Origin of the sequence: Thermoanaerobacter sp. YS13, assembly GCF_000806225.2 — a bacterium.
Taxonomy (GTDB): domain Bacteria; phylum Bacillota; class Thermoanaerobacteria; order Thermoanaerobacterales; family Thermoanaerobacteraceae; genus Thermoanaerobacter; species Thermoanaerobacter uzonensis.
In genome coordinates, this window is record NZ_JOOI01000002.1 from 210,227 (window position 1) to 232,929 (window position 22,703).

The 22,703-nt window shown below is 32.9% G+C and carries 24 protein-coding genes and 1 pseudogene; 2 read left to right on the forward strand and 23 right to left on the reverse strand.

What is annotated here, in order from left to right; all coding sequences use genetic code 11:
- Nucleotides 1-12: 12 nt before the first annotated feature.
- Nucleotides 13-255, reverse strand: a complete 243-nt coding sequence (locus tag THYS13_RS08855) for a FeoA family protein (protein WP_003869052.1) — start codon at nt 253-255, stop codon at nt 13-15.
- A 215-nt stretch (nt 256-470) separates the two neighbouring features.
- Here THYS13_RS08855 and THYS13_RS08860 point away from each other — a divergent pair, with 215 nt between their 5' ends.
- Nucleotides 471-959, forward strand: coding sequence for an Lrp/AsnC family transcriptional regulator (locus THYS13_RS08860; RefSeq protein ID WP_042834196.1), 489 nt, complete (start codon nt 471-473; stop codon nt 957-959).
- Nucleotides 956-2,122, forward strand: a complete 1,167-nt coding sequence (locus tag THYS13_RS08865; RefSeq protein ID WP_042834197.1) for an aminotransferase class I/II-fold pyridoxal phosphate-dependent enzyme — start codon at nt 956-958, stop codon at nt 2,120-2,122. The genes THYS13_RS08860 and THYS13_RS08865 overlap by 4 nt, the downstream gene beginning before the upstream one ends.
- A gap of 27 nt (nt 2,123-2,149) precedes the next feature.
- Here THYS13_RS08865 and nagA read toward each other — a convergent pair whose 3' ends face one another.
- From nagA to rbsK, 22 genes and pseudogenes are all read right to left on the reverse strand, one after another.
- Nucleotides 2,150-3,316 carry an N-acetylglucosamine-6-phosphate deacetylase gene (nagA, locus tag THYS13_RS08870; RefSeq protein ID WP_042834198.1) on the reverse strand — a complete coding sequence of 389 codons (1,167 nt, stop codon included), beginning with the start codon at nt 3,314-3,316 and terminating at the stop codon, nt 2,150-2,152.
- A 96-nt stretch (nt 3,317-3,412) separates the two neighbouring features.
- The gene (locus THYS13_RS14850) at nt 3,413-3,484 is read right to left on the reverse strand and encodes an FAD-linked oxidase C-terminal domain-containing protein (RefSeq protein WP_369819225.1); all 72 of its coding nucleotides are present in this window, start codon (nt 3,482-3,484) and stop codon (nt 3,413-3,415) included.
- A gap of 6 nt (nt 3,485-3,490) precedes the next feature.
- Nucleotides 3,491-3,721 (reverse strand): annotated as a pseudogene (locus THYS13_RS08875) (electron transfer flavoprotein subunit beta); the annotation flags it as partial.
- 70 nt (nt 3,722-3,791) lie between these two features.
- The gene (locus tag THYS13_RS08880; RefSeq protein ID WP_042834200.1) at nt 3,792-4,994 is read right to left on the reverse strand and encodes a phosphopentomutase; all 1,203 of its coding nucleotides are present in this window, start codon (nt 4,992-4,994) and stop codon (nt 3,792-3,794) included.
- Nucleotides 4,991-6,187 (reverse strand): YhfX family PLP-dependent enzyme, encoded by a 1,197-nt coding sequence (locus tag THYS13_RS08885; RefSeq protein ID WP_042834201.1) that lies wholly within the window; start codon nt 6,185-6,187, stop codon nt 4,991-4,993. The genes THYS13_RS08880 and THYS13_RS08885 overlap by 4 nt, the downstream gene beginning before the upstream one ends.
- Nucleotides 6,188-6,198: 11 nt before the next feature.
- Nucleotides 6,199-7,290, reverse strand: a complete 1,092-nt coding sequence (locus THYS13_RS08890) for an aminotransferase class V-fold PLP-dependent enzyme (RefSeq protein WP_042834202.1) — start codon at nt 7,288-7,290, stop codon at nt 6,199-6,201.
- 3 nt (nt 7,291-7,293) lie between these two features.
- Nucleotides 7,294-8,193, reverse strand: coding sequence for a phosphotriesterase (locus THYS13_RS08895; protein ID WP_042834203.1), 900 nt, complete (start codon nt 8,191-8,193; stop codon nt 7,294-7,296).
- Entirely contained in the window at nt 8,194-9,303 is a 1,110-nt protein-coding gene (locus tag THYS13_RS08900) for an amidase (RefSeq protein ID WP_042834204.1), read from the reverse strand. It lies immediately after the preceding gene.
- 54 nt (nt 9,304-9,357) lie between these two features.
- Complete coding sequence (locus THYS13_RS08905) at nt 9,358-10,641, reverse strand: YhfT family protein (protein ID WP_042834205.1); 1,284 nt, start codon at nt 10,639-10,641, stop codon at nt 9,358-9,360.
- 17 nt (nt 10,642-10,658) lie between these two features.
- Nucleotides 10,659-11,021, reverse strand: coding sequence for a DUF2620 family protein (locus THYS13_RS08910; protein ID WP_029688192.1), 363 nt, complete (start codon nt 11,019-11,021; stop codon nt 10,659-10,661).
- On the reverse strand, nt 11,018-11,392 hold the full coding sequence (locus THYS13_RS08915) for a PRD domain-containing protein (RefSeq protein WP_042834206.1): 375 nt from the start codon (nt 11,390-11,392) through the stop codon (nt 11,018-11,020). Before THYS13_RS08915 ends, THYS13_RS08910 begins: the two co-directional genes overlap by 4 nt.
- A 91-nt stretch (nt 11,393-11,483) precedes the next feature.
- Nucleotides 11,484-12,416 (reverse strand): GntR family transcriptional regulator YhfZ, encoded by a 933-nt coding sequence (gene yhfZ / locus THYS13_RS08920; protein ID WP_042834207.1) that lies wholly within the window; start codon nt 12,414-12,416, stop codon nt 11,484-11,486.
- A gap of 166 nt (nt 12,417-12,582) precedes the next feature.
- Nucleotides 12,583-13,491 carry an N-acetylmuramic acid 6-phosphate etherase gene (murQ, locus tag THYS13_RS08925; protein ID WP_042834208.1) on the reverse strand — a complete coding sequence of 303 codons (909 nt, stop codon included), beginning with the start codon at nt 13,489-13,491 and terminating at the stop codon, nt 12,583-12,585.
- 4 nt (nt 13,492-13,495) lie between these two features.
- Nucleotides 13,496-14,581: a DUF871 domain-containing protein gene (locus THYS13_RS08930; RefSeq protein ID WP_042834209.1), complete on the reverse strand. Its 1,086-nt coding sequence runs from the start codon at nt 14,579-14,581 to the stop codon at nt 13,496-13,498.
- A 48-nt stretch (nt 14,582-14,629) separates the two neighbouring features.
- A complete protein-coding gene (locus tag THYS13_RS08935) occupies nt 14,630-16,006 on the reverse strand; it encodes a PTS transporter subunit EIIC (RefSeq protein WP_042834210.1) in 1,377 nt (458 codons plus the stop codon).
- A 147-nt stretch (nt 16,007-16,153) separates the two neighbouring features.
- Nucleotides 16,154-16,636: a PTS glucose transporter subunit IIA gene (locus THYS13_RS08940; RefSeq protein WP_009051942.1), complete on the reverse strand. Its 483-nt coding sequence runs from the start codon at nt 16,634-16,636 to the stop codon at nt 16,154-16,156.
- A 13-nt stretch (nt 16,637-16,649) separates the two neighbouring features.
- The gene (locus tag THYS13_RS08945; protein ID WP_042834211.1) at nt 16,650-17,492 is read right to left on the reverse strand and encodes a MurR/RpiR family transcriptional regulator; all 843 of its coding nucleotides are present in this window, start codon (nt 17,490-17,492) and stop codon (nt 16,650-16,652) included.
- Nucleotides 17,493-17,900: 408 nt separating this feature from the next.
- Nucleotides 17,901-18,824, reverse strand: coding sequence for a ribose ABC transporter substrate-binding protein RbsB (rbsB, locus tag THYS13_RS08950; protein WP_042834212.1), 924 nt, complete (start codon nt 18,822-18,824; stop codon nt 17,901-17,903).
- Between the two features lie 82 nt (nt 18,825-18,906).
- Nucleotides 18,907-19,863 carry an ABC transporter permease gene (locus THYS13_RS08955; protein ID WP_042834213.1) on the reverse strand — a complete coding sequence of 319 codons (957 nt, stop codon included), beginning with the start codon at nt 19,861-19,863 and terminating at the stop codon, nt 18,907-18,909.
- A 1-nt stretch (nt 19,864) separates the two neighbouring features.
- Nucleotides 19,865-21,355 (reverse strand): sugar ABC transporter ATP-binding protein, encoded by a 1,491-nt coding sequence (locus THYS13_RS08960; protein ID WP_042834214.1) that lies wholly within the window; start codon nt 21,353-21,355, stop codon nt 19,865-19,867.
- A gap of 22 nt (nt 21,356-21,377) precedes the next feature.
- On the reverse strand, nt 21,378-21,770 hold the full coding sequence (rbsD, locus tag THYS13_RS08965) for a D-ribose pyranase (RefSeq protein ID WP_042834215.1): 393 nt from the start codon (nt 21,768-21,770) through the stop codon (nt 21,378-21,380).
- Complete coding sequence (gene rbsK / locus THYS13_RS08970; protein ID WP_042834216.1) at nt 21,767-22,696, reverse strand: ribokinase; 930 nt, start codon at nt 22,694-22,696, stop codon at nt 21,767-21,769. The genes rbsD and rbsK overlap by 4 nt, the downstream gene beginning before the upstream one ends.
- Nucleotides 22,697-22,703: the final 7 nt, after the last annotated feature.

The window sequence follows — 22,703 nt, forward strand, 5'->3', positions numbered from 1 at the left end:
TCGCCCTTTCTGTCAGACGATTTTTACATATATTTTTGAAGCAAGACCATATCCAATCACAAGGTGAGAATTCCTGACCTCCAATTCCACAGGGCCCCTTAAAGGACCTTTTCTAACCAGCTTAACTTTTGTCCCTGGTACAAGTCCCATTTCATTTAACCTTTGCGTAGCTGCTCTTCCTGCTTTTATTAATACAATCTCTCCTTCATGATTTTCCTTTAATTCTATAAGATTTATAATAGTATTTTCTCCCATTTATATGCAGCCTCCATAATTGAAAATAATTATCAATATCCCTATAAAAATTGTAGCATTCTTTACATGTATCTGTCAACCCAACAATCTTGTATTACTTCAATTTCAAACGTTTTTATTTAAAATTTTATGCTTCAATTTATTAAATTATTGAATTACACCTATCTTTGTATTATAATGTGCATAAAATATCTTTTTAGGAGGGTGGATGAAATATGGATAAATCTATGGAAATCATTGACCTTTTGTGCGAAAACAGTCGTCTTACAGAAAAACAAATTGCAACAATTACAGGGCTTAGTGAAGAAGAAGTCAAAAATACAATAAAAAGTCTTGAGGACAAAAAAGTGTTATTAAAATACACTACTTTAGTGGATTGGGAAAAGACCGACCGGGAAGTTATAACTGCCCTTATAGATGTGAGAGTAGCACCCCAGCAAGGACATGGATTTAACAAAGTAGCCCACAGAATATGCCAGTACGAAGAAGTAAAATCAGTTTCCTTAATTTCCGGAACCTATGACCTTTCTGTGGAAGTAGAAGGCAAAACCATGAAAGAAATAGCATTATTTGTAGCTGAAAGGCTTGCACCTATTGAAGGAGTCTTAAGCACTACAACCCATTTTGTATTAAAAAGATATAAAAAGGACGGCGTTTTTTACGAAGAAGGACAAAATGACAAAAGACTGGTGGTAACACCATGAACACAGACAAATATATATCTAATGTAGTAAAAAGCATACCACCGTCCGGAATTAGAAAATTTTTTGACCTTGTGACAAATTCAAAAGACATAATATCACTGGGAGTTGGCGAACCAGATTTTGTAACTCCATGGGAAATAAGAAAAGAAGGCATTGACGCACTAGATAGAGGTAGCACAACATACACCTCAAACTTAGGCTTGCCCGAACTTAGAATCGCCATATCCTATTTTTTAAAGACCCATTATAATTTAACCTATGACCCTGAAAAAGAAATAATGGTAACTATTGGTGCTAGTGAAGCCATTGACCTTGCTCTGCGAGCTCTTTTAAATGACGGTGACGAGGTTTTAGTACCTGAACCAAGTTACGTATCATACGCACCATGTGTAACTTTGACAAGAGGCATCCCTGTATTTGTTCCTACTGATGAAAAAAATAATTTTATAATAACCCCTGATGACCTAAAATCAAAAATAACCCCAAAAACAAAGGTATTAATTCTTCCTTACCCCAATAACCCTACAGGTGCTATCATGAAAAAAGAAGAATTAGAAGAAATTGTAAACATAATAATCGAGCATGATTTAATAGTAATTTCTGATGAAATATATAGTGAATTGACTTATGAAGGAAGACACGTAAGCATAGCCTCACTTCCGGGCATGAAAGAAAGGACAATACTTATAAACGGTTTTTCTAAAGCTTTTGCCATGACAGGTTGGAGACTTGGATATATTGCAGCAGAACACGGATTCATTGAAGCGATGAATAAAATCCATCAGTACACAACTATATGCGCTCCAATAACAGCACAATATGCAGCTATAAAGGGTATATATCAATGTGAAGAAGACATAGTAAAAATGAGAGAAACATATGATAAGAGAAGGAAATTTATTGTAAACGGATTTCGCGAAATAGGTTTTGACTGCTTTGAGCCAAAAGGAGCTTTCTATATTTTCCCGTCAATAAAAAAGACGGGTATGACTTCACAGGAATTTTGTGAAAAACTCTTAAAAGAAGAAAAAGTAGCTGTAGTACCAGGAGACGCATTTGGCCCAAGCGGTGAAGGATTTATTCGTGTATCATACGCATATTCTATAGATAAAATAGCAAGAGCACTTGAAAGAATAAAACACTTCGCTGAAAGGATATTGTAGCTAAAAATAATAGCCGCTGACACCTAATCAGCGGTTATTATTTGCTACTTTATACACAATTTTCCCATTAACCATTGTCATATCTACAGTTAAATCACTGTTTAGAATGGTTATATCAGCATCTTTTCCTATAGCTATACTGCCTTTTCTGTCAGCTATGCCAATTACTTTTGAAGGGTTTTCTGAAACCATCTTGCAAGCTTCAAAAAGTGGTATTCCAAGAGACGTTATATTTGTTACAGCTTTATCCAATGTCAAAGTACTTCCTGCCAAAGTGCCATTCTCAAGTCTTGCCTCTCCATTTTTTACATAAACTTTTTGCCCTCCAAGACTGTATTCTCCATCTCCTAAACCACAAGCTGCCATAGCATCAGAAATTAATACTACTCTATCTGTCCCTTTTATTTTTAAAAGTATTTTTACTGCCGCAGGATGTGAATGTATAAAGTCGCATATCAACTCACTGTATAATCTGTCATCCAAAAAAACTTCTCCTAAAGCACCAGGTTCTCTGTGATGAAGACCCTTCATGGCATTGTAAGCATGGACTGCTATATTTGCTCCATGGTCGACTCCATTTTTCATCTCTTCATAAGTAGCGTTTGTATGTCCTAGCGATACCTTTATGTTCTTTTTAGTTACGTATTCTATAAACTCCCCATTTTTATCATTTTCAGGCGCCACTGCTATCACTTTTATATTACCACTTGAAGCCTCAATAAATTTGTCCATTATGTCTATGTTTGGTTCTAAGATGTATCTCTCATCCTGTGCCCCTTTGTGTTCTTTGCTTATAAATGGTCCTTCCACATATGCGCCTAAAACTTGCGCACCTTCTGTACCCTTTCTCATTGTCTCATGTATGTTTCTGAGAGCATCTAAAATATAGGGTATATCCATTGTCATGGTAGTAGCACAAAAAGATGTAACCCCATGCCTTGCAAGGTGAACTGAAATAGCATTTAATGCTTCATAAGTAGCATCCATTGTGTCATGTCCAACACCACCGTGTATGTGTATATCAATAAATCCAGGCACCACCTTTTTCCCTTTTAAATCAATTACTTCTGCATCAACATTATATAAACCCTTACCAATCTCTACAATTTTACCTTCTGATATTAATACATCTCCATTGTATATTATTTCCTTCTCAGTATATATCTCACCATGCTTTAATAGAATACTTTTCATTTGAAAACAACTCCTTTTAGTAATTTCATATAATCTTCTATATTTGATTATATCACAAAAATTATGGTTTTCTTAAATTTATCACGTATGTTATCTCTATATAATTTTCCCTGGATTAAGTATTAGATTTGGGTCAAGTGCTTTTTTAATTACTCTCATCATCTCCATATGCTATCCCATTGCAATTGCTTCTTTTATTGCCTCCACCGCTTTTTCAGGTCCCATTGATATAACAATTATCTTTCCTCCGTATTTTTCCTTTAGCCTTATCGCTGTTTCAATAGCATATAAATCGAGGGGATTTACTATACTTTCTACTCCTTCTCTTATCATGGTACCTGTTTTTGGATCCATTTTTACATTGCTCGTCTCAGGTACTTGTTTTATTGGAACTATTATTCTCATATAAACTTCTCCCTTCAAGTGAAATAATAATATAGAAATAAGGAGATAGAACATCTCCTTAAACATCTCCTTATTTCATCATATTTAAAAAACTCTCTCCATTTTTTGGTTTTTCAACATCAAAATAATCTGCTATAGTAGCTCCTATATCTGATAAAGTCTTTCTTTCCCCTAACTTTACCGGTCTTAATTTTTTACCGTAAACCAATAGAAGCGCTTTTTCTCTTGTGTGATGATTATGCCCTATTGTGGGGTCATTACCGTGATCACCAGTTATAAATAAAATATCATCCCCCTTCATTTTATCAATAATTTTAGGTAGATAATCATCTACAAGTTTTAATTTTTCGGCGTATTTTTCTACATCCTGTGAATGCCCTGCAAGGTCTGTTTCTTGTACATTTGCCATTATTAAACCATCAGATATGTTGTCTAACTTATTCAATAATATACTTAATACAGTTTCTGTATCAACACATGGATTATAATCTGCACCATCACAGTTTATAACATCTGCAGCCTTTCCAATAAGAGATACATCAAAACCATGCTTCTTCAAAATAGTTGTCACTTGGACATTTGGGTCTATTCCATATCCAAGATGTCTCACCATATAACCTTTATTATACACACCAGCTTTTGTACAGTTTATTCCAACGATATTATCCGATTTTTCTTCTACCGCATTTAATATATCATTTATTGTGATCCCTTTTCCTCCCAATACGATAACTCTTCCAACTTTAACGTTATCTCTTACTATTTGTCCGATTTTCAATTCTTCTTCAAATGAAATATAATCCAAAGGAGCAGTAACATTGTAGTTTAAACCTATATCCGCTTCAATATTGTCTGCTATTGTTACAACACCATTTACCAATAAAAATGGGTGTTTAGAATCTGGTATAGTAACATCAAAGCCTGCTTTCTCTAACTCAGTTTTTACTTTGTCCATACACTCTTTAAAAGGCTGTACCAAAGCTTTTCTAGGCTTTGAACCAACAATCTCTTGATGCCCTTGAAAAGTATCTGCTCCTTCATGTTCTAAATTTGAACACCCATAGCTTGCAATAGGATTGCTAACTTTTTTTATATTTTTACTCTCAACCACAAAACCTGCTCCCATTAATTCTAAATTATTTAATCTGTAATTATCATTATATTCAGAAACATGTTTTAAAGTATTTGCTCCCATATCTTGCGGACGTACCTCAGGGACATCAGCCATTTCACCAACCCCAAGACTATCTATTACAAGAATTATGGCTCTCATTTATTATCCTTCTTTCTTAAATCCTTTAAAAGATTACCTTTTGAATCAAATATATATGTTAATTTTGGTTTCCCTGAAGATAACCCTTCAAGAAGAGCCACTTTTGCTCTTGTTACAAATATTTGTGTTCTAAATGAATATATTACAGTGTCCCCGACGTTAACCTTTCTATTGTTTAAAAATATACTTCCATAATAGTCTATTGATTCCGGTGGTAATTCTTCAACATCAAATATTCTATCTAAAATATCTTCAGGATTATTTGATACTAACGCATATTTAACATTTGACCTCGGATAAAATCCACCACCATAGCAATAAGCTTTCCCATTATTTACATGAGATATTTCTGACACATATACTATAGCTGGCTTTTCAGGCTGTTTTGTATATGCATGTAAAGGAGTCGTCCCCAATAAAGCATGCCCCGGCTCTCCATGAGTAATACCATACTTATTTAAAAGCGGTATTGAATTATGGCATGTAGCACTGGGCCCATTTACTTGCCAGATTTTAAGCCCCATTTCATTCAATATTTCTTTTGCTTTTAAGAGTGTATATACATTGTGCGTTGGTGTAATTTCTTTCTTCTCATAATCATAAAGAAAACATGGAAAAGATGTAATACCAGTAATTTTTATATTCTTCAATTTTAATATATGATGAACTATTTCTTTTAACTTTCCAAGATATATACCTCCTTCTTGACCCGGATATATTACATCATTTTCATCTATCACTCTTAATAATATATCTTGCGTAATTCCAAGCTCTTTTGCGTTATCTGATATTTCTTTTGCTTTTTCATATGAAAAACATGTTATAACTTCTGGTTTCATGAGTAAAGATAATTTAATGTCATTTTTTGGGACTTGTACTAAATGTCCTATATGCCCTATTTTAAGACTATTATCAAACAATACCCTTGCCTCATCAAAATCTACAGCTACTGCTTTATCAATTCCCGCCTTTTCAATGATTTTTGAAATAATAGGATTTCTTCCAAACTGTTTTGTCATATAATATAAGCTAATATTATATTTATCAGCAGTTTCTTTAATTAATCTTGCATTCTCATAAATACTATCAACATCTAGCACATAAGTATTTGGTTCAATAACACCGTCTCTGTGTAATTTGGTAACTTCTATAATAAGTTGTGGATTTCTTTCAATAACCATATTAAGAAACATTGCCTCATCTCCTAAGTCAAACTCTTTTTTACAGCTTCTTTTAAAATTCTAATAACAGTATCAGCACCTGCCCTCATTGGATTAATGCGAATTACATAATTTTTTATATCTGGATTATTTTCAATAAAAGTTCCTGAAACTCTGTAAAACATAGCACCAATTTCATATCTTGATTCAGAACCTACAGGATAAGGCACTGCTCCCATTTCTTCAGCGTACTTTAATACTTTTGCCGCAATTGGTTCTTCAAATTCTACTAATACAACTCTTGATTGCGCATTTGCTACATATGCCTTTTTTACCCCTTTTATTTCTCCAGTGTTAAGCCTATTTACTATTTCATCAACCTGCATTGCTTGGATAGCTAATGAAACAGGTGTATATACAAGTGACCTTAAAGCTTCCATTGCCTCAGGTCCTTGCACTTGGCTCCCACCTGAATAAGTTAATTTTCGAATTTCGTCTATAATATATTTCTTGCCTACTACACATCCAATTCCTTCCGGTGCCAACAATTTAAACATAGAAAATACTGAAACATCTGCTCCCAACTGAACACCTATATATGGAGCTTTCATAACTACATAATTTTCATCAGTAATAATAGGAACATCAGTTATATCTTTAATAGCTTTTATTACTTTTTCGAGCTCATAGCTGTCATCAGGTTTTTGCCTTGAATGTTGTATTAACACAGCATCAACTTTTGTGTTTTTTAATATCTCAAATGAATCTAAATCATTCATGTTTACTTTTAAAAGCTTAAGGCCCATCATATCTATAAGGTTTTGTGTTGTAGGATATATAGGTGCGTCATGCACAAGTAATGTATTAAGAGGTTTTAATAAGCTATTAAAAACGAGTCTCATAGCCCCCGTCCCAGCACCTCTCACTAAAGCAGAGTCTTCTGCATCAAAAAATTTAGCAAGAACTCTCTCAACTTTCGCGGTGGTTTTAGGTCGTCCAAGCTCTAATGATACACCATAATCACCAGCTTCGAGTAATTCATGTCCTCGAAAAACTGATTGGATGATATCTACCAATTTAAACTGCAAATTAATTGCTTCCTCTAAGCTAATCTGTTTAATAGGATACGTAATCATTTTTTATCCTCCAATCAAGTCCAATGGATTTCTGTATAATATAGTTTTTATATCTTCTTCTGTTAACCCATTGTTTTTTAAAAGAGGAATAAATTTTTCTACTATATATGAATGGCCAAAACCACCATAATTTTTTAGATAAGATTTTCTTGAAATATCCAATGAGAGAAGAATTTTGTTAATAAATCCTTTGTCAATTAGTTTCTTTATAGATATTGCTCTTAACTCATCTGGTTGATAATTAGTTTTACCAATTGTGTCAAAAGCAAGATAACATCCATTATCAAGTAAAGTTAAATAATAATCCATATCAATGTTTAAATCAATATGCCCTATAACTACTTTTTCTAAATTTACTTTCATATTTTTAAAAATTTTAATTTGTTCTAATCCTAGAAGACCTAACGTTGTATGAGTTATTATCGGTACTCCGGTTTCATTATGTGCAATTGCAGCAGCTTCAAAAATTTTTCTTTCTACTTCTTTTATTTCTTCTTTACTTGTACCTATCTCGCCTATCACAGATGCTTTATAATTTGTACCATCGATTCCATTAATAATTTCATCAATAAATATATCAGCCAATTCTTCGACAGAACTCTTATAAACTATTTCCGGCAAAAAAGGTTCTTTATAAAATCCAGTAGATAAAATCACATTCATATTTGAAATATCAGAAATATACTTGATTCTTTCAATATCTCGACCCATACCTATGTTTGTAACATCAACGATAGTATCTATGCCACTTTTTTTGAGTTCTTTTAAATCTTCAATTAAGCTATCTACATCATCAAGTTTGGCATCATCATCTTCTTTGAGTCTTGATAAATCAATAGTCAAATGTTCATGTATAAGAGTATAACCTATATCTTTAAAACCAGTATTATTATCTAAAATCATTTAATTCACCTCAAATAAAATATCATCATATTCTTTAGTATTAAAATATTCATAAAATAGTTTTGGATGGCTAATATTGCTATCAACTATCTCTGCCAGCTTAATAGCACCTGTACCATATTTATTTCCTTTTTTCGCCATTATTAAAATCCCTACACCTAAATTCTCTGATGGTATTGTAAGAGCTGTAGTATTTACCATGTTAGCAACTTTTATCAAATATTTTCCTGAACTATTTTGAATATAACTTCCGACATATCCCATAGTACCTAAAACTGAATCCCCTAAACCAAAAATATCAATAGGCCCTTCTTTTGTTATCACTATGTCTACCTCTTCAAAAGCTTTATTAAGCTTATATATGGCATCTTCTCTTTTTAATACATCCTTCAAATCAATATCAATTACTGTAATGCCCTCTTTTGATAAAACTCTTTCAATATTATATAAATCTTCACGGACGTCACCAATAACCGGAAGGTTTATATCGCTTTTTCGTGGAATTCCAACTTTTAAATTACGAAAATCTATTGTATCATCCAAATCTATTAGGTTACTCAATACATCTTTGCATACGAATAAATCTTTTGCAATTATTCCAATACCAGGTATGAAATTTATACCATCTGTTGATTTTTTTAATTTTTTACCTTCAAGACCTAATCCTTTTGCCATGATAGAATACAAATTACAGGACATCGCAGGCCCCAACACAGAACCACCACCATCAGTGCCAATAGCAAAATCATTTATTCCTAATAACACATTGATACAACCAGCACTTGTAGAGCCTGTCATCGGCCTGCCAGTAACAGGGTTTATTCTCTCAATATCAATTGCTCTACCGCCTTTTGACATCTCATCAACTGTAAGCCATATATAATTTCCAACATTAGATAATTTTTGCAAATATTCGCGTTTAATTTGTGATGTATTTTTTATTCCATAAAAGTATAATTTATCATATACTTTTAACGCTTCTACAGCTTTTTTTATTGCCTTATAATTAATATATCTAACAGAATAAGCTAAATTATCACGTGCTATATTTATCGCATATGCGAGTCTTGCCATCTCATTTATTTTTTGCATAACTATTTTATCATTCATATATAACATTCACCCTAATAAATTTATTATATGGAAGAGGGGAAATTCCCCTCTTTATTTAACCGGTGGAACATACAGTCCAAAAACCGCCAATATGTTAGCAAGAATACCAACTAATATTGCTGCAATGGGTCCAACTGCCATTCTCACAATAGGTCTTCCTGCAATTTCATTTAAAAGGTATAACCCAATTACAATAAATATCCCTAATCCAGGCAACGCCATATTAGACGCATTCGCACCGCCAACTAACAATGCCACTTCCAATAATTGTCCCATCGCTGTCCTAATGTTATCTGAAGACTTTTTAATCCCTGGGAATTTATCCAAAAATGCCGCTATACCTCCCAGCAGGTAAACTTCCGCAAAAATTATTACAAATCCTAGTATTGCTGCAAGCAGTGGATTGTTCGCAAATAAAGCTGCTGCGAATATAAAAGTCATCCCAACAGGACCATATACACCGGTAGCAATAGCAGTAGTTGCAACTAAAGGTACAAAACCAATTGCTCTCGCTAATGCAACTAAAGCAGCATCTGTATAATTACCTTTAGAAACCAATGATAGAGAAATTGGATCGCCTGCTAAAATATGCAAAGACGTGGCTGCCGCTACAAGAGCACCCATTATAGCAAGTACCCAAACATTCTTTTTTATCCTGTCTACTCTTTCAGTAAATAAAGCAGCAATATTTGTTGAATTTTCTTCTTTCCTTTCTCTCATAGCATAGATAAGTAAAACTATCATTCCAGTAACTAATGCCATACCTTCTGGATTCAAAGCTATTTTGCTTGTTCCAATAACTATTGGAGAAAATCTTGCTACTACAGCTCTAACTAATGCCGATATTGTTAAAGTAATAAGCCCATTTTTAACACCATATTGGTATGCAACTGCTAATGCAGGAAATGCTGCAAAAGCAAATATTACAGGTGTACCTATTTGTCCCATTGAATTAAAAACATTAACAGGTAATTTTTTGAATACATTTACAATCCATTGCAATCCTACCAATAGTCCTATTCCCCACAGAGCTCCTATTGTTCCAGCAACAGCATATCCTATTTTACCTTTTGGTGACCATGTTCCTATAATATCTGTCCCGAGTAAAATACTATGAACAAGTAATATGGTAGCACCAATTGAAATTGGTATTCCAAAACCGATTACGAGTCCAAAAGATAAAGCAAAACTCGTTGCAGCCAATTCTGCTTTTTTCATTCTACCTTCTAGATATTCAGGCATTATAGGTCTTAGCCCATCATTAAATACAGCAATACCACCATTCGCAAGAATTGCTGCCAAAGCACCAATTAAAGCAATTAACACTATCTTCATTTTTTATCCTCCAATCCCTATTTTTCTAAAATTGCGCTTACAATGTAAGGTACCGCCTTTTCAATATGGTCATTAGTAAATCCAAACGCTACTTTCCCTTCAGCTACTGCTTTTTTTACGTCGGCTTCCTGTGGTGGCTTACCAGGCATAGAGATAGTTACACATTTTTGAGCTGTTAATATAGCCATTGCCATAGCTAAAGCACCACCACCTCCTGTTGCACAAGCACCAACATAGTAATCTGCCTTTCCATTTTTCACAGCCATTGCAGCTTCAATATCTGATTTTATTTCAACACTTACTTTATCACCTCCTATCTCCTTTATCATTTGAGCAACTTTTTGCTTATCAACAGCTCCACCTACAACAAATCTTATCATGTACTTTTACCCCTTTCTAAAAGATTACACAAATGTAATAACACAAATCTTTTTTCGGATTCGGGTAATTTTATTTCTATCCTATCTTCTATATTTTGCAAAATACCAAGTGCTCTATAGTAATTAGGAGAATTTTTAACTTCGTTAAAAAGTTCGTCATCTATTGTAGACTCCAATTTTTCTTTTTCTTTTAATCTTTTTATAGACATTGCTAAATGGGTTATAAACATCTCATAGTGTTCATCCTCAGTGCAAATTTCATAATTTACTCTTAATTCCTCATCAATTTTTTTGATAGCTTCTCCAGTATCAAAATCGATCACACTACCTTGTACTAACAAATCTATTCTATTTAAAACATTATCCTTCACTTAAATCCCTCCAAACATTATACAGTATTTTGTACTGTGATATAAAGTTATTTTTAAACTCTTCCAAAGATAATATATGAATAATTATAAATCAATATTCTGGAAATATTTTATTCAACAACACTTGTTCCTGAATCTTTATAACTTCTTCTTTATCAACAATTCTATTTATTATTTTATCAACACCCCAATTATCTATTTTTTTAACTACTAAAACAGCACGTGTATTATCTTCACTAATTTTTTTCGATTTTTCGCTTTTAAGCGGTTCATTTTTAATAGATAGTCCTCTGTCAACTATTTCATCATAGTTCCATACAGCTGCATCTATTTTTCCTTCCATTATATGAGGTATAATTTGATTATATGGTAATTCTATAAACTCTACATTCTTTCCCTCACATTCATAGTAAGTCAATATAAATTGGTCTAATGAAGTTGGATCTATAGCAATCTTCATTCCATCTTCAATCGCATTTTTCGCATTATTTGAAAATATTATACGATGAGTACTTACGTTCGTATTTGGTCCAAAATCGACTACTATTTTTAAATTTTTACCAGATTCAATATACAATTTTGCTGCCAACATCGACATTATGGCAAAATCATATTTTCCATTCAATAATGCCTCTAACCTTCTTTCGCTTCCTCTCATATATGCCATATTAAAAGGTATTTTCCCCTTTTCAAATACTTTATATAAACCTGTAGCTAACCCTTCATATCTTTTTGAATACGGAAGAGGCATTACCCCTGAAACAATAGTAAGTCCCGCATATTCCCATAATTTTTTGTAGTCAATAGTGTTTATATACGTACCTAAATGCCCTCGTGGCTCTAATTCAATTGCTTCATTATCTTCTAAATACTTTAAAGCAGTTTGTATTGTCCCACGCCCGAGGTCAAATTTTTTGGCGTATTCTCCTATCGTTTCAATTCTATCTCCACATTTTAAAGAAAGCATTTCTCGTGCCAACATCGTAACGGCAATCCCATTTTTAGTTAATAGATCCTTAATCATTCAATCACCCGGACAATATACAATATTTTGTACATTTATAATATAGCATTTTTATTCATCGGTGTCAATATGATTTCGAAAAATTTTTTATAAAAGGCGGAAACTAATCCGCCTTTCAGTTTAGATAAAACTTCCTAATAAATTCAATTTCTCTTCAAATTTATTCTTAAGACTTATTTTCATTAAGCATTAATGCCTTTGCAATATAACCATTAGACCTATCTAAAAGTTCTTTTGCTTTATTTTGGTTAAGTCCTGTTAATATCATTAAAATTGTTAATTTAACATTATAATTAGTTTCATTAAGTATATTTTCAATTACTTTTTCATCTGCATCCGTTGCTAATTTTACAATGCGTTTTGCTCTGTTAATTAATTTTTCATTTGTAGCTTTTACATCCACCATTAAATTGCTGTAAACTTTACCAAGTTTTATCATAGCACCTGTAGATAGCATATTTAATACTAATTTTTGTGCAGTTCCCGCTTTCATTCTGGTAGAACCCATAATTACTTCTGGCCCTACAACAGGCGCTATCATTATATCAACTATTTTTTTCATCTCACTATCCGGATTGCAGGATATCCCTATTGTATGTGCGCCAACCTCTTTAGCATATCTAAGCGCTCCTAAAACATAAGGCGTTCGGCCACTAGCTGCAATACCTACTACAACATCCTTACTTGACAAATTCTTTTTCTTTAAATCTTCTTTACCAAGGTCTTCTTTATCCTCCGCATCTTCTACTGACCTTCTTATTGCAACATCTCCACCTGCAATAATCCCTTGCACCATTTCTGGATCTACTCCAAAAGTTGGTGGACATTCGGATGCATCGAGAATTCCAAGCCTTCCACTTGTACCAGCACCAATGTATATAAGCCTTCCTCCTTGTTTTAATTTTTCTGCTATAATATCAACAGCTTTTGCTATATTAGGTATTTCTTTTTCAACAGCTATTGGAACTTTTTTATCTTCATTATTTATTTTTTTTAACATATCTTCTGTACTTAATCTATCAATATCAAGTGTATCAGGGTTTCTTCCTTCCGTTATAAGTTTATCTAAATCCATTGTATCAGCCCTTTCTAAATTTAAATTTTGTCCCCGGTCTAATTAAATCTACCAATATATGTTCTTCTTCAGGTATATGTCCTACCACATTTACTCTTTCATCTTGAGGCATATCAATCAAACAAATATTAAGCTCTCCCGAATATCTTTTAAAACCGTAATTATCAATTGTAACACTGTATTTCTTTCTTTCAATGCAATTATACGGCTTTATTGCTTTCCCTATCTTTGCATAACCCCTGGACTCCTCTGATCTTATAATGTATTCAGAAGCATCAGACCTATTTGTATGAATACCAGCAAAAATTATGTCTTTCTCATAATCTGTTATATCCATAATAAGATTGATATTTAATTCAATCACATCTTTATTTATTGAGATAACATCTCTTATTTCATTTATAGATGCATATGCATCCCCAAAATATATGTCATCTATCAATCCAGAATAAATTAAATGTCTCGCTGCTGTGTAAGGTTTTATGTTTCTATGCATTTCAAGCGTCGGCAATCCCTCATATATTGGCCCTCTCCTACCTTCCAAAGAAGGAATAAATGCCGATACCTTAAGTCCGTAATTTTTTATCATCATTGTCTTTTCTTTAAAAAACTTATATGAAAGGCCTGTATATGGTTTGGGATAATAATTGTGGCAAGTTGTCAAATTACCTATGTTAGCTTTTAACCTTATCAAATTTTCTATTTCTTCTTTTGTTATTGTGCTGGCATTTAACTCTATTTTAATTCCGTATTTGTTGTTTGTCATTTCAGCTATTTCCTCTGCAGTAAAACCATAATCAAGTCTTAAACAATCTACTCCCAAATCATAAAAAGGTTTTAAATCTGTTATTGAGGAATTTAATATATTCATTGTTACAGGCGAAATATCAATAGTTAATTTCATATCTAGTAATTTAATATATTTAATTAAATTTTCAAACTCATTTAATTTTTTATCATATTCAACCTCAGGCATATGCATCGACGTAAAAACCATATTTATCCCATTGTCTTTTGCCATTTTTATATATTCTTTGTTCTTTTGATGTGGAAAGTCTTCTGTAGTATAAACCGAAATACCAACAGCCACCTCATCATCTCCTTCTAAAAAGGGGCAAAACGCCCCTTTTTAATTGTATCAAACATTAAAAGTAAATGGTTGTGAATTATCTATTTCTTCATCAACTGGATCTTCAAATCCTAATAGATAGGTAGCTATAAATCCTGCAGTATACGATATCAATAATCCTAAAACATAATAAATAATTTTATTTGGCTCAATAAGAGCAGCCAAAGGTATACCAGATATACCTAACCCTCTTGCACCAACTACGTTTAGAGCCTCAAATGCTCCTCCAAAAGCACCTCCTATACATGCCCCTATAAAAGGCCTACCAAGTGGTAAAGTAACACCGTAAATCAATGGCTCTCCAATGCCGAGAATACCGACAAGTATTGAACCTTCTATAATTTTTTTAAGTTGTTTGCTCTTGGTCTTCACATATACTGCTAATGCAGCTCCAACTTGACCTGCTCCCGCCATCGCTAAAATAGGAAGTAATATAGTAACTCCTGTCGACTCAATTAATTGCACATGGATAGGTGTCAAACCCTGATGCAAACCTGTCATAACTAATGGTAAAAATGTACCAGCAAGTATAAATCCTGTAAATACACCAGCTTTTCCTGCAATAGCAACAGTTACTGCTTTGCCAATACCATCAGCTATATATCCGCCTAAAGGTTGTAGTACATATAAAGTTGCAAAACCTGCTATCAAAATTGTAAGCAAAGGAGTTGCAAGCAATTCTATACTGTTAGGCATTCTTTTCCTAATGTTTTTCTCAAGCCAACTTGCAAACGCTGCTGCAATTAAAACAGAAATAATTCCGCCTCTACCTACGACTAAAGCTTTCCCTCCAATTGTAATATTAGCTAATGCAGGATTATAAATAATACCAGCAAGAATACCTCCAATTGTAGGAGAACCTCCAAATTCTTTAGCAGTATTCATACCTACCATAATACCCATATAGGTAAAAATAGTACTGCCTAACAAACTTAACATAGCCAATAAATTTTTGTCCGCAATCCAATTAAATTTTGTCGCAACATTGGTAATGCCAAGTATTAAACCACCACCAATTAAACCTGGAATCAAAGGAATAAATATACTAGCAATTCTTCTCAAGAGAAGTTTAAAAGGTGTTTGGTTTTTGGCACTAATTGCTGCTTTAACTTCTTCTGCTTTTCCAACTTTAGTACCACCTAGTATTTTTGATGCCTCACTTTCTACCTTGTTAGCAAGGCCAGGTCCTACAATAACTTGTAACTCTCCACCCTCTTCATTGACTTTAATAACACCGTCAATTTTCCCTAAAGCTTCTCTGTTAACCTTGTCATAATCTTTGACAAGCACTCTCAATCTTGTCATACAATTCGTGATTGATATGACATTTTCTTTTCCGCCCAACTCTTTAATAATTCCTTGTGCTATTTCTTTTTCTCTTGACATTCTTAATCCCCCTATCTTCAATTTAGTATTTAAATGGTAATGATAATTAAACATATGAATCTATATACTTACCTCCCACCTCCTTATATGTTGTATTCTTTCATAAATATGAATTATTTATGAAAATTTATTTCACATTGAACCAAATTAAATAACCGCCTCAATTACAACGGTCTGCCCAGCAGTCGCTTTACCTGTCATTTTTTTGAATTCTTTTATCCTATCCATATTAGTTACTACTATAGGGGAAACGAGTGATTTAGCTTTTGATTTTATTAAAGTTCTTTCTACCTTTAATAGTTTATCGCCAACTTTTACTTTATCACCTTCAGTTACAAACGTAACAAATCCTTCACCATTTAGTTTTACAGTATCAATTCCTACATGAATCATTACCTCAATTCCTTCTTTTGTCCTAATACCTATTGCATGTTTTGTAGGGAAGACAGCTGTTACAATACCATCAACAGGAGAAACAAATATATCAGCTTCAGGTATCACAGCAACACCATCTCCTATAAGTTTTTGAGCAAATACTTCATCTGGAACATCTACTATTTCTACCACATCTCCATCAACAGGTGCTTTAATTAATAGTTTATCAGTCTTTTTTTTAAATATATTAAACATACAAACCTCTCCTTCAGTATTTTCTTGATGAGACCGCTTCACTTGTATTTTCTAAATATTTTATTACCTCATCGTATTTCCTGCAGGCTATTATAGAAAACAATATATCTACTACATTAAGTTGTGCCATCCTTGATGCCATTGCACCACTTCTAAAGATTGCTTCCGTAGAATATACAAAAAGTTTTATATCTGAAACTTCTGTTATAGGTGAATTACCAAACCTTGTTATACAAATTGTTGTAGCACCCGAATTTTTAGCTATCCTTAAAGCGTCAACAGTATCTGCTGTTTGACCTGAATACGAAATACCAATTGCCACATCTCCTTGGCGAAGATTAGCCGCAGATGCAAGTTGCATGTGAGAATCACTGTATGCCGTACAAGATTTATTTATCCTCATAAATTTTTGCAACATATCTTGTGCAACAATAGCAGATGCTCCAACTCCATAAATGTCTATTTTATTGGCATGTAAAATAGAAATAATAGCTCTTTCTACTTCGTTTCTATCTAACATATCCATTGTTTTTTCTATTGAGTCCATATTATTTTTAGATATTTTCACAATTATGGTATTAATATCATCATCTATATTAACAAAACCTTGAATACTTTTTGTCTTATATGTGTAGTCTGCAGCAATTTTTATTTTTAAATCTTGATATCCTTTGTATCCGAGACTTTTGCAAAATCTCACAACACTTGCTTCACTGGTATTGCTGTTTTTTGCAAGTTCAGCTACGGATAAATCTGAAATCTTATCAGCATTTTCAATTATATACTCAGCAATTTTTCTTTCTGATGGTTTTAAATTATTAATAACTGCTCTAATTTTCTCTATATCTCCTGGCATGTTAATGTTTACACTCCTTTTTAGTTTATATTATACTACTTATGAAATAATATTTCAAGTATTTTTTATGACTCTGTAATTAAGTTTCATAAAATGTTTTAAAACTTTTACACCACATCGCCTTTTATAAGTTCTGCTATATCTCGTCCTCCTCAGGTTTTAGCCAATCCTTTGCGGGGAAGTGACTTTATTTCCTTTATAAGATAATCTATTTTATTCATTATAATCACTACCTACTATTTTTTATCTTGTATTTATAATATTATGCCATTATTTTATTTAAAGTCTATGTTCCATCATTTACATGTTACTATTTTCTTATATTGACAAAAAAGCCTGCCCAACACAAGGCAGGCTTTTGAGATTCGCGTTCGTTTTTCCCCTTTCCTTATCTGTATTGATATCATATCACTTCGTTATAAGTTTAAGCTCAGCTGGTATAAATTTTTCTATCTTTTCACCTTTTAGATATTTGTCAGCCATTTCTACTCCAAGAGAACCTATTAAAGCTGGTTGCTGAGCAATCGTTGCAGCCATTTTGCCATTTTTTATAGCTTTCAACGCATCATCTGTCCCATCGAATCCAACTACTAAAATTCCTTGCCTATTTGCACTCTCTATTGCTTTTATTGCACCTAATGCCATTTCATCATTTTGGGCAAATACTGCATCAATTTTAGGTTGGGCTTGAAGGATATTTTCCATTACTGATAAACCTTTTGAACGATCAAAATCAGCAGCTTGTTTTGCTACAATTTTTATATCTGGATACTTAGCAATAGCTTCGTCAAATCCTTTGCCTCTATCTCTGGCAGCAGAAGTACCTGGTATACCTTCAAGTTCCACCACATTTCCTTTACCATGAAGTGCCTTTGCAATAAACTCTGCTGCCATTTCTCCACCTTTTACGTTATCTGAAGCTATGTGACAAATAACATCTCCACCATTTGCAGACCTGTCCAAAGTAATAACCGGTATATTTTTGCTATTTGCTTCTTTTATCGCATTAACTACAGCATCGCTATCTACAGGATTTATAAGCAAAACGTCTACTTTTTGTTGAATTAAATCTTCTACATTAGAAAGTTCTTTTGAAGAGTCATTTTGTGAATCTTCTACTATCAATTTATAACCTAATTCTTTTGCTTTGGCTTCTGCACCATTTTTTAATGTTACAAAAAACGGGTTATTAAGCGTCGATATAACTAAACCTATTGTCTTTTCTCCTTTAGCATTTGAAGTATTGTTGGTATTACCTGTACTGCATCCAGCAATTAACACAACAGTTAAAATAAATGTTAATAAAAGGAACAAAATTTTTGATTTTCTCATAATTAAACTCTCCCCTCTTAATTAAATTTTTAATTTTTAAAATTTTTTGTTTTTAAATTAAAGTCTTTCTAAAACACCCCCTTTATTTACTTTCTTTCTTGTCTAATGCTATAGCAAGTAATATTACTGCACCTTTAGCTATAAGCTGATAAAAAGGCGAAACGTTAAGTAAATTTAAGCCATTATTTAAAATGCCTATTATCAAAGCACCTATCAGAGTACCTATTACTCCCCCTTCGCCACCTGATAAACTTGTACCTCCAAGTACAACCGCAGCTATGGCATCAAGTTCAGCACCCTGCCCTGCTGTTGGAGCTGCAGAATTTAACCTTGAAGTAATTATTAAACCACTTATTGCTGCTAAAAAGCCACTTAAAGAATACACAAATAGAATTATATTGTTAGTATTAATACCAGCCAATTTAGCAGCCTGTATATTGCCCCCTGTAGCATAAACATATCTTCCAAGTCTATTATTCTTTAAAATGTAATAACCTACCGCAAAGATAAGAACCGTAAGAATTATTGGTACAGGTATCGGCCCAATATAACCGTTGCCAATATAACCAAAAGCCGCACCTAAACCCGTTATTGGTTGTCCATTGGTATATACAAGTGTTAGACCTCTTGCTATTGTCATCATGGCAAATGTCGCAATAAAGGGTGGTATATTCCATCTAATTATGACAAAACCATTAAAAAATCCTAAACCGGTACCTATTATTAAACCTGCTAATACCGCTATAATTAATGGAAAACCGTCTTTTAACATGCCAGCTGTAATTGCGCTTGAAAAGGCTAATATAGAACCTACAGATAAGTCTATTCCACCTGTTAATATTACAAACGTCATACCCACAGCCATTATTGCATTTAGGGAAGTCTGTCTTAAAACATTTGTAAGATTATAATAATCTAAAAATCTTGGTGATAATATTGAAAATACAACGATTAACCCTACTAAACCTATCAAAGATTTTGCTTTGAGTAAAAATTCGCTAATATTTATATTTGTTACTTTTTCTTCCGGTAAATTCAACTCATTCCCCTCCTACAGCTTTTAACATTACCTTTTCTTCTGTCGCTTCTTCATGAAGTATTTCGCCTGTTATCCTTCCTTCATGCATTACAATAATTCTATCGCTAATATTCAAAACCTCTGGCAATTCTGAAGATATTAAAATTATACCAATACCTTGCTTTTTTAAATTATTAATCAATTTATATATTTCATTTTTTGCTCCAACATCAATGCCTCGAGTTGGTTCATCAAGAATTATTAATTTAGGATTTGTCAATAAACATTTGGCAATAGCAATTTTTTGTTGGTTTCCTCCACTCAGTTTAGATATTTTTTGATTTATTGAAGAGGTCTTAATGTTTAATTTTTCAATCATTTGGCTTACTAAATATTTCTCTTTAGAATAGTAAATAGTACCTATATAATCAGAAATACTTTTTAATGCCGAAAGCGTCATATTTTCTTTTAAAGTATGCTTTAATATCAAACCATCATTTTTTCTATCTTCAGATAAATATATTATTCCATTATCAATAGCATCTTTTGGATTATTTATCTTTAGCTCCTCATTTTCAAGATAAATTTTACCTGAGGTTTTCTTATAAAAACCAAATATTGTTTTGGCCACTTCGGTTCTTCCTGCACCTATCAAACCGGCAAAACCTACTACTTCACCTTTCCTGACTGTGAAATTAATATTTTCAAATAAACCCTTCACACTAAGATTTTCTACTCGCAATATTTCCTCTCCCAGCGGAACAGATTCACGAGGATATTGTTCTTTTAGTTCTCTTCCAACCATCATTGTAACTAACTCATCACGTGTAACTTCGTTAATTTTGCCTTGAGAAATGAAGCGTCCATCTCTTAAAACAATATAGTCATCACAGATTTCAAAAATTTCATTCATTCTGTGAGATATATAAATAATAGTTCGGCCTTCTGATTTAAGCGATCTTATGACCTCAAATAATTTCTTTGTCTCTGCCTCTGTCAAAGCAGCAGTTGGTTCATCCATTACTAATATCTCAGCATCCATCAATAAACTTCTTGCTATTTCAACCATTTGTTGTTCTCCAACACTCAAGTACTTTACCAGTCTATTAACGTTTATATTCATACCCAATTCGCTAAGCTTTTTAGCAGCTTCTTGCTTTATTTTTTTCCAATCTATAGCGTTAAATGATTTTAGATATTCCCTCCCTAAAAAAATATTTTCAGCAACACTAAGTGATGGTATAAGATTGAGCTCTTGATGAATCATAACAATGCCATATTTTTCAGCATCTTTGACATTTCTTATATTTACTTCTTCCCCTTTTATATAAATACTTCCTTCATCTTTCTCATAAATACCGCAGAGAATTTTCATCAAAGTTGACTTTCCTGCCCCATTTTCACCTAATAAAGCTAAGACATGACCTTTATGAAGGGTTAAGCTTACATTATCCAGAACTTTAACATTGCCAAACTTTTTTGTTATATTCCTCATCTCTAAAACGGGTTCCAAAAATTATTCCCCCTTTGGATTGTTAAAATTCCACACCTGACTCTAAAATAATATTTGCATATGGCTTATATTCACCAGTCCTAATAATAGCTTTAGCGTTTTTTGACATTGCCTTTAAATCTTCATGGCTAATAAGTATTAGCTTTTCTCCAAATAGCTCGAGAAGGTATAGGTATAAATCGTTATTTTTATCTATCATTTCTTTCGCAATATATGCTTTTTCTACTCCCAACTCAGTAAGTACCGTATTTAATGTATCTTTAAAACTCGGTATCCCTTTTGTTAAAGCAATATCAATTCTTTTAACACCATCTGGTATAGGTAATCCACTATCAGCAATTACCAACAAATCTGTATGCCCTAATCTTGCAACAACTTCTGAAATTTCACTATTTAACAAATCTGTCTTTTTCATTTGTTATAACCCCTTTCTTTAATAAATTTTTCTACTTCATCTCTATAAGGCAAGGATGACTGAGCACCTTCTTTAGTAACCGTTAATGCTGCTACGTATGTAGCAAATTCTATTGCACTTTCAATGTTCTTCCCTTCACTTAATGCCACTGCTAATGCTCCTGTAAATGAATCACCTGCTGCTGTTGTATCAACAGCAGTAACTTTGATCGCATCAAATAGTTTTTCTGTATCCTTATTGATAAAAAAGCTTCCTTTTTCTCCAATAGTTGTTATAACGTTTTGAACCCCTTTGTCCAACAAATATTTTGAGGCCTTTTTTATATCTGCAATTGTTTCTATTTTACTTCTGGATAAAAGAGCTAATTCTGTTTCATTTGGAGTTAAAATATAAACCTTTTCTAAGAGTGTATCAGGCAATTCACATGCTGGTGCAGGATTTAATATGACTTTTATACCTTTCCGGTAACATAAATCCACTACAAACTCTACTGTCTCAACTGGTATTTCTAACTGAATTACACACATTTTTGCACCATCAAAAATATCTTCGTGTTTTTCTATTTGCTCTATATTAAGCCTTTTATTTGCTCCCTGATACACAACTATGTTGTTTTCTCCTCTTCCACTCACATTAATATAAGCTGTACCCGTCGGTATTTCGTAATCAAATTCTATCCCTTTAACATCTATGCTATCAATTTTTAAACCCTCATATAATTTCTTACCATATTCATCATTTCCAACTCTGCCGATCATAAAGACCGTTCCACCCAACCTTGCAATTGATACCGCTTGATTTGCGCCTTTACCACCGCCGTAATTTTTCAAATCATAAGCAATAACTGTCTCACCAACTACAGGAATATGCGGAACTCGTATCACAACGTCCATATTAATACTTCCAACAACAACTATCTTCTCCATCTTTTTA

What these genes read in the sequence shown, in the direction of transcription:
- THYS13_RS08855 (WP_003869052.1), bottom strand. Translation starts at nt 255, where the DNA reads ATGGGAGAAAATACTATTATAAATCTTATAGAATTAAAGGAAAATCAT.
- THYS13_RS08860 (WP_042834196.1), top strand. Translation starts at nt 471, where the DNA reads ATGGATAAATCTATGGAAATCATTGACCTTTTGTGCGAAAACAGTCGT.
- THYS13_RS08865 (WP_042834197.1), top strand. Translation starts at nt 956, where the DNA reads ATGAACACAGACAAATATATATCTAATGTAGTAAAAAGCATACCACCG.
- nagA (WP_042834198.1), bottom strand. Translation starts at nt 3,316, where the DNA reads ATGAAAAGTATTCTATTAAAGCATGGTGAGATATATACTGAGAAGGAA.
- THYS13_RS08880 (WP_042834200.1), bottom strand. Translation starts at nt 4,994, where the DNA reads ATGAGAGCCATAATTCTTGTAATAGATAGTCTTGGGGTTGGTGAAATG.
- THYS13_RS08885 (WP_042834201.1), bottom strand. Translation starts at nt 6,187, where the DNA reads ATGTTTCTTAATATGGTTATTGAAAGAAATCCACAACTTATTATAGAA.
- THYS13_RS08890 (WP_042834202.1), bottom strand. Translation starts at nt 7,290, where the DNA reads ATGATTACGTATCCTATTAAACAGATTAGCTTAGAGGAAGCAATTAAT.
- THYS13_RS08895 (WP_042834203.1), bottom strand. Translation starts at nt 8,193, where the DNA reads ATGATTTTAGATAATAATACTGGTTTTAAAGATATAGGTTATACTCTT.
- THYS13_RS08900 (WP_042834204.1), bottom strand. Translation starts at nt 9,303, where the DNA reads ATGAATGATAAAATAGTTATGCAAAAAATAAATGAGATGGCAAGACTC.
- THYS13_RS08905 (WP_042834205.1), bottom strand. Translation starts at nt 10,641, where the DNA reads ATGAAGATAGTGTTAATTGCTTTAATTGGTGCTTTGGCAGCAATTCTT.
- THYS13_RS08910 (WP_029688192.1), bottom strand. Translation starts at nt 11,021, where the DNA reads ATGATAAGATTTGTTGTAGGTGGAGCTGTTGATAAGCAAAAAGTTGCT.
- yhfZ (WP_042834207.1), bottom strand. Translation starts at nt 12,416, where the DNA reads ATGATTAAGGATCTATTAACTAAAAATGGGATTGCCGTTACGATGTTG.
- murQ (WP_042834208.1), bottom strand. Translation starts at nt 13,491, where the DNA reads ATGGATTTAGATAAACTTATAACGGAAGGAAGAAACCCTGATACACTT.
- THYS13_RS08935 (WP_042834210.1), bottom strand. Translation starts at nt 16,006, where the DNA reads ATGTCAAGAGAAAAAGAAATAGCACAAGGAATTATTAAAGAGTTGGGC.
- THYS13_RS08940 (WP_009051942.1), bottom strand. Translation starts at nt 16,636, where the DNA reads ATGTTTAATATATTTAAAAAAAAGACTGATAAACTATTAATTAAAGCA.
- THYS13_RS08945 (WP_042834211.1), bottom strand. Translation starts at nt 17,492, where the DNA reads ATGCCAGGAGATATAGAGAAAATTAGAGCAGTTATTAATAATTTAAAA.
- rbsB (WP_042834212.1), bottom strand. Translation starts at nt 18,824, where the DNA reads ATGAGAAAATCAAAAATTTTGTTCCTTTTATTAACATTTATTTTAACT.
- rbsD (WP_042834215.1), bottom strand. Translation starts at nt 21,770, where the DNA reads ATGAAAAAGACAGATTTGTTAAATAGTGAAATTTCAGAAGTTGTTGCA.
- rbsK (WP_042834216.1), bottom strand. Translation starts at nt 22,696, where the DNA reads ATGGAGAAGATAGTTGTTGTTGGAAGTATTAATATGGACGTTGTGATA.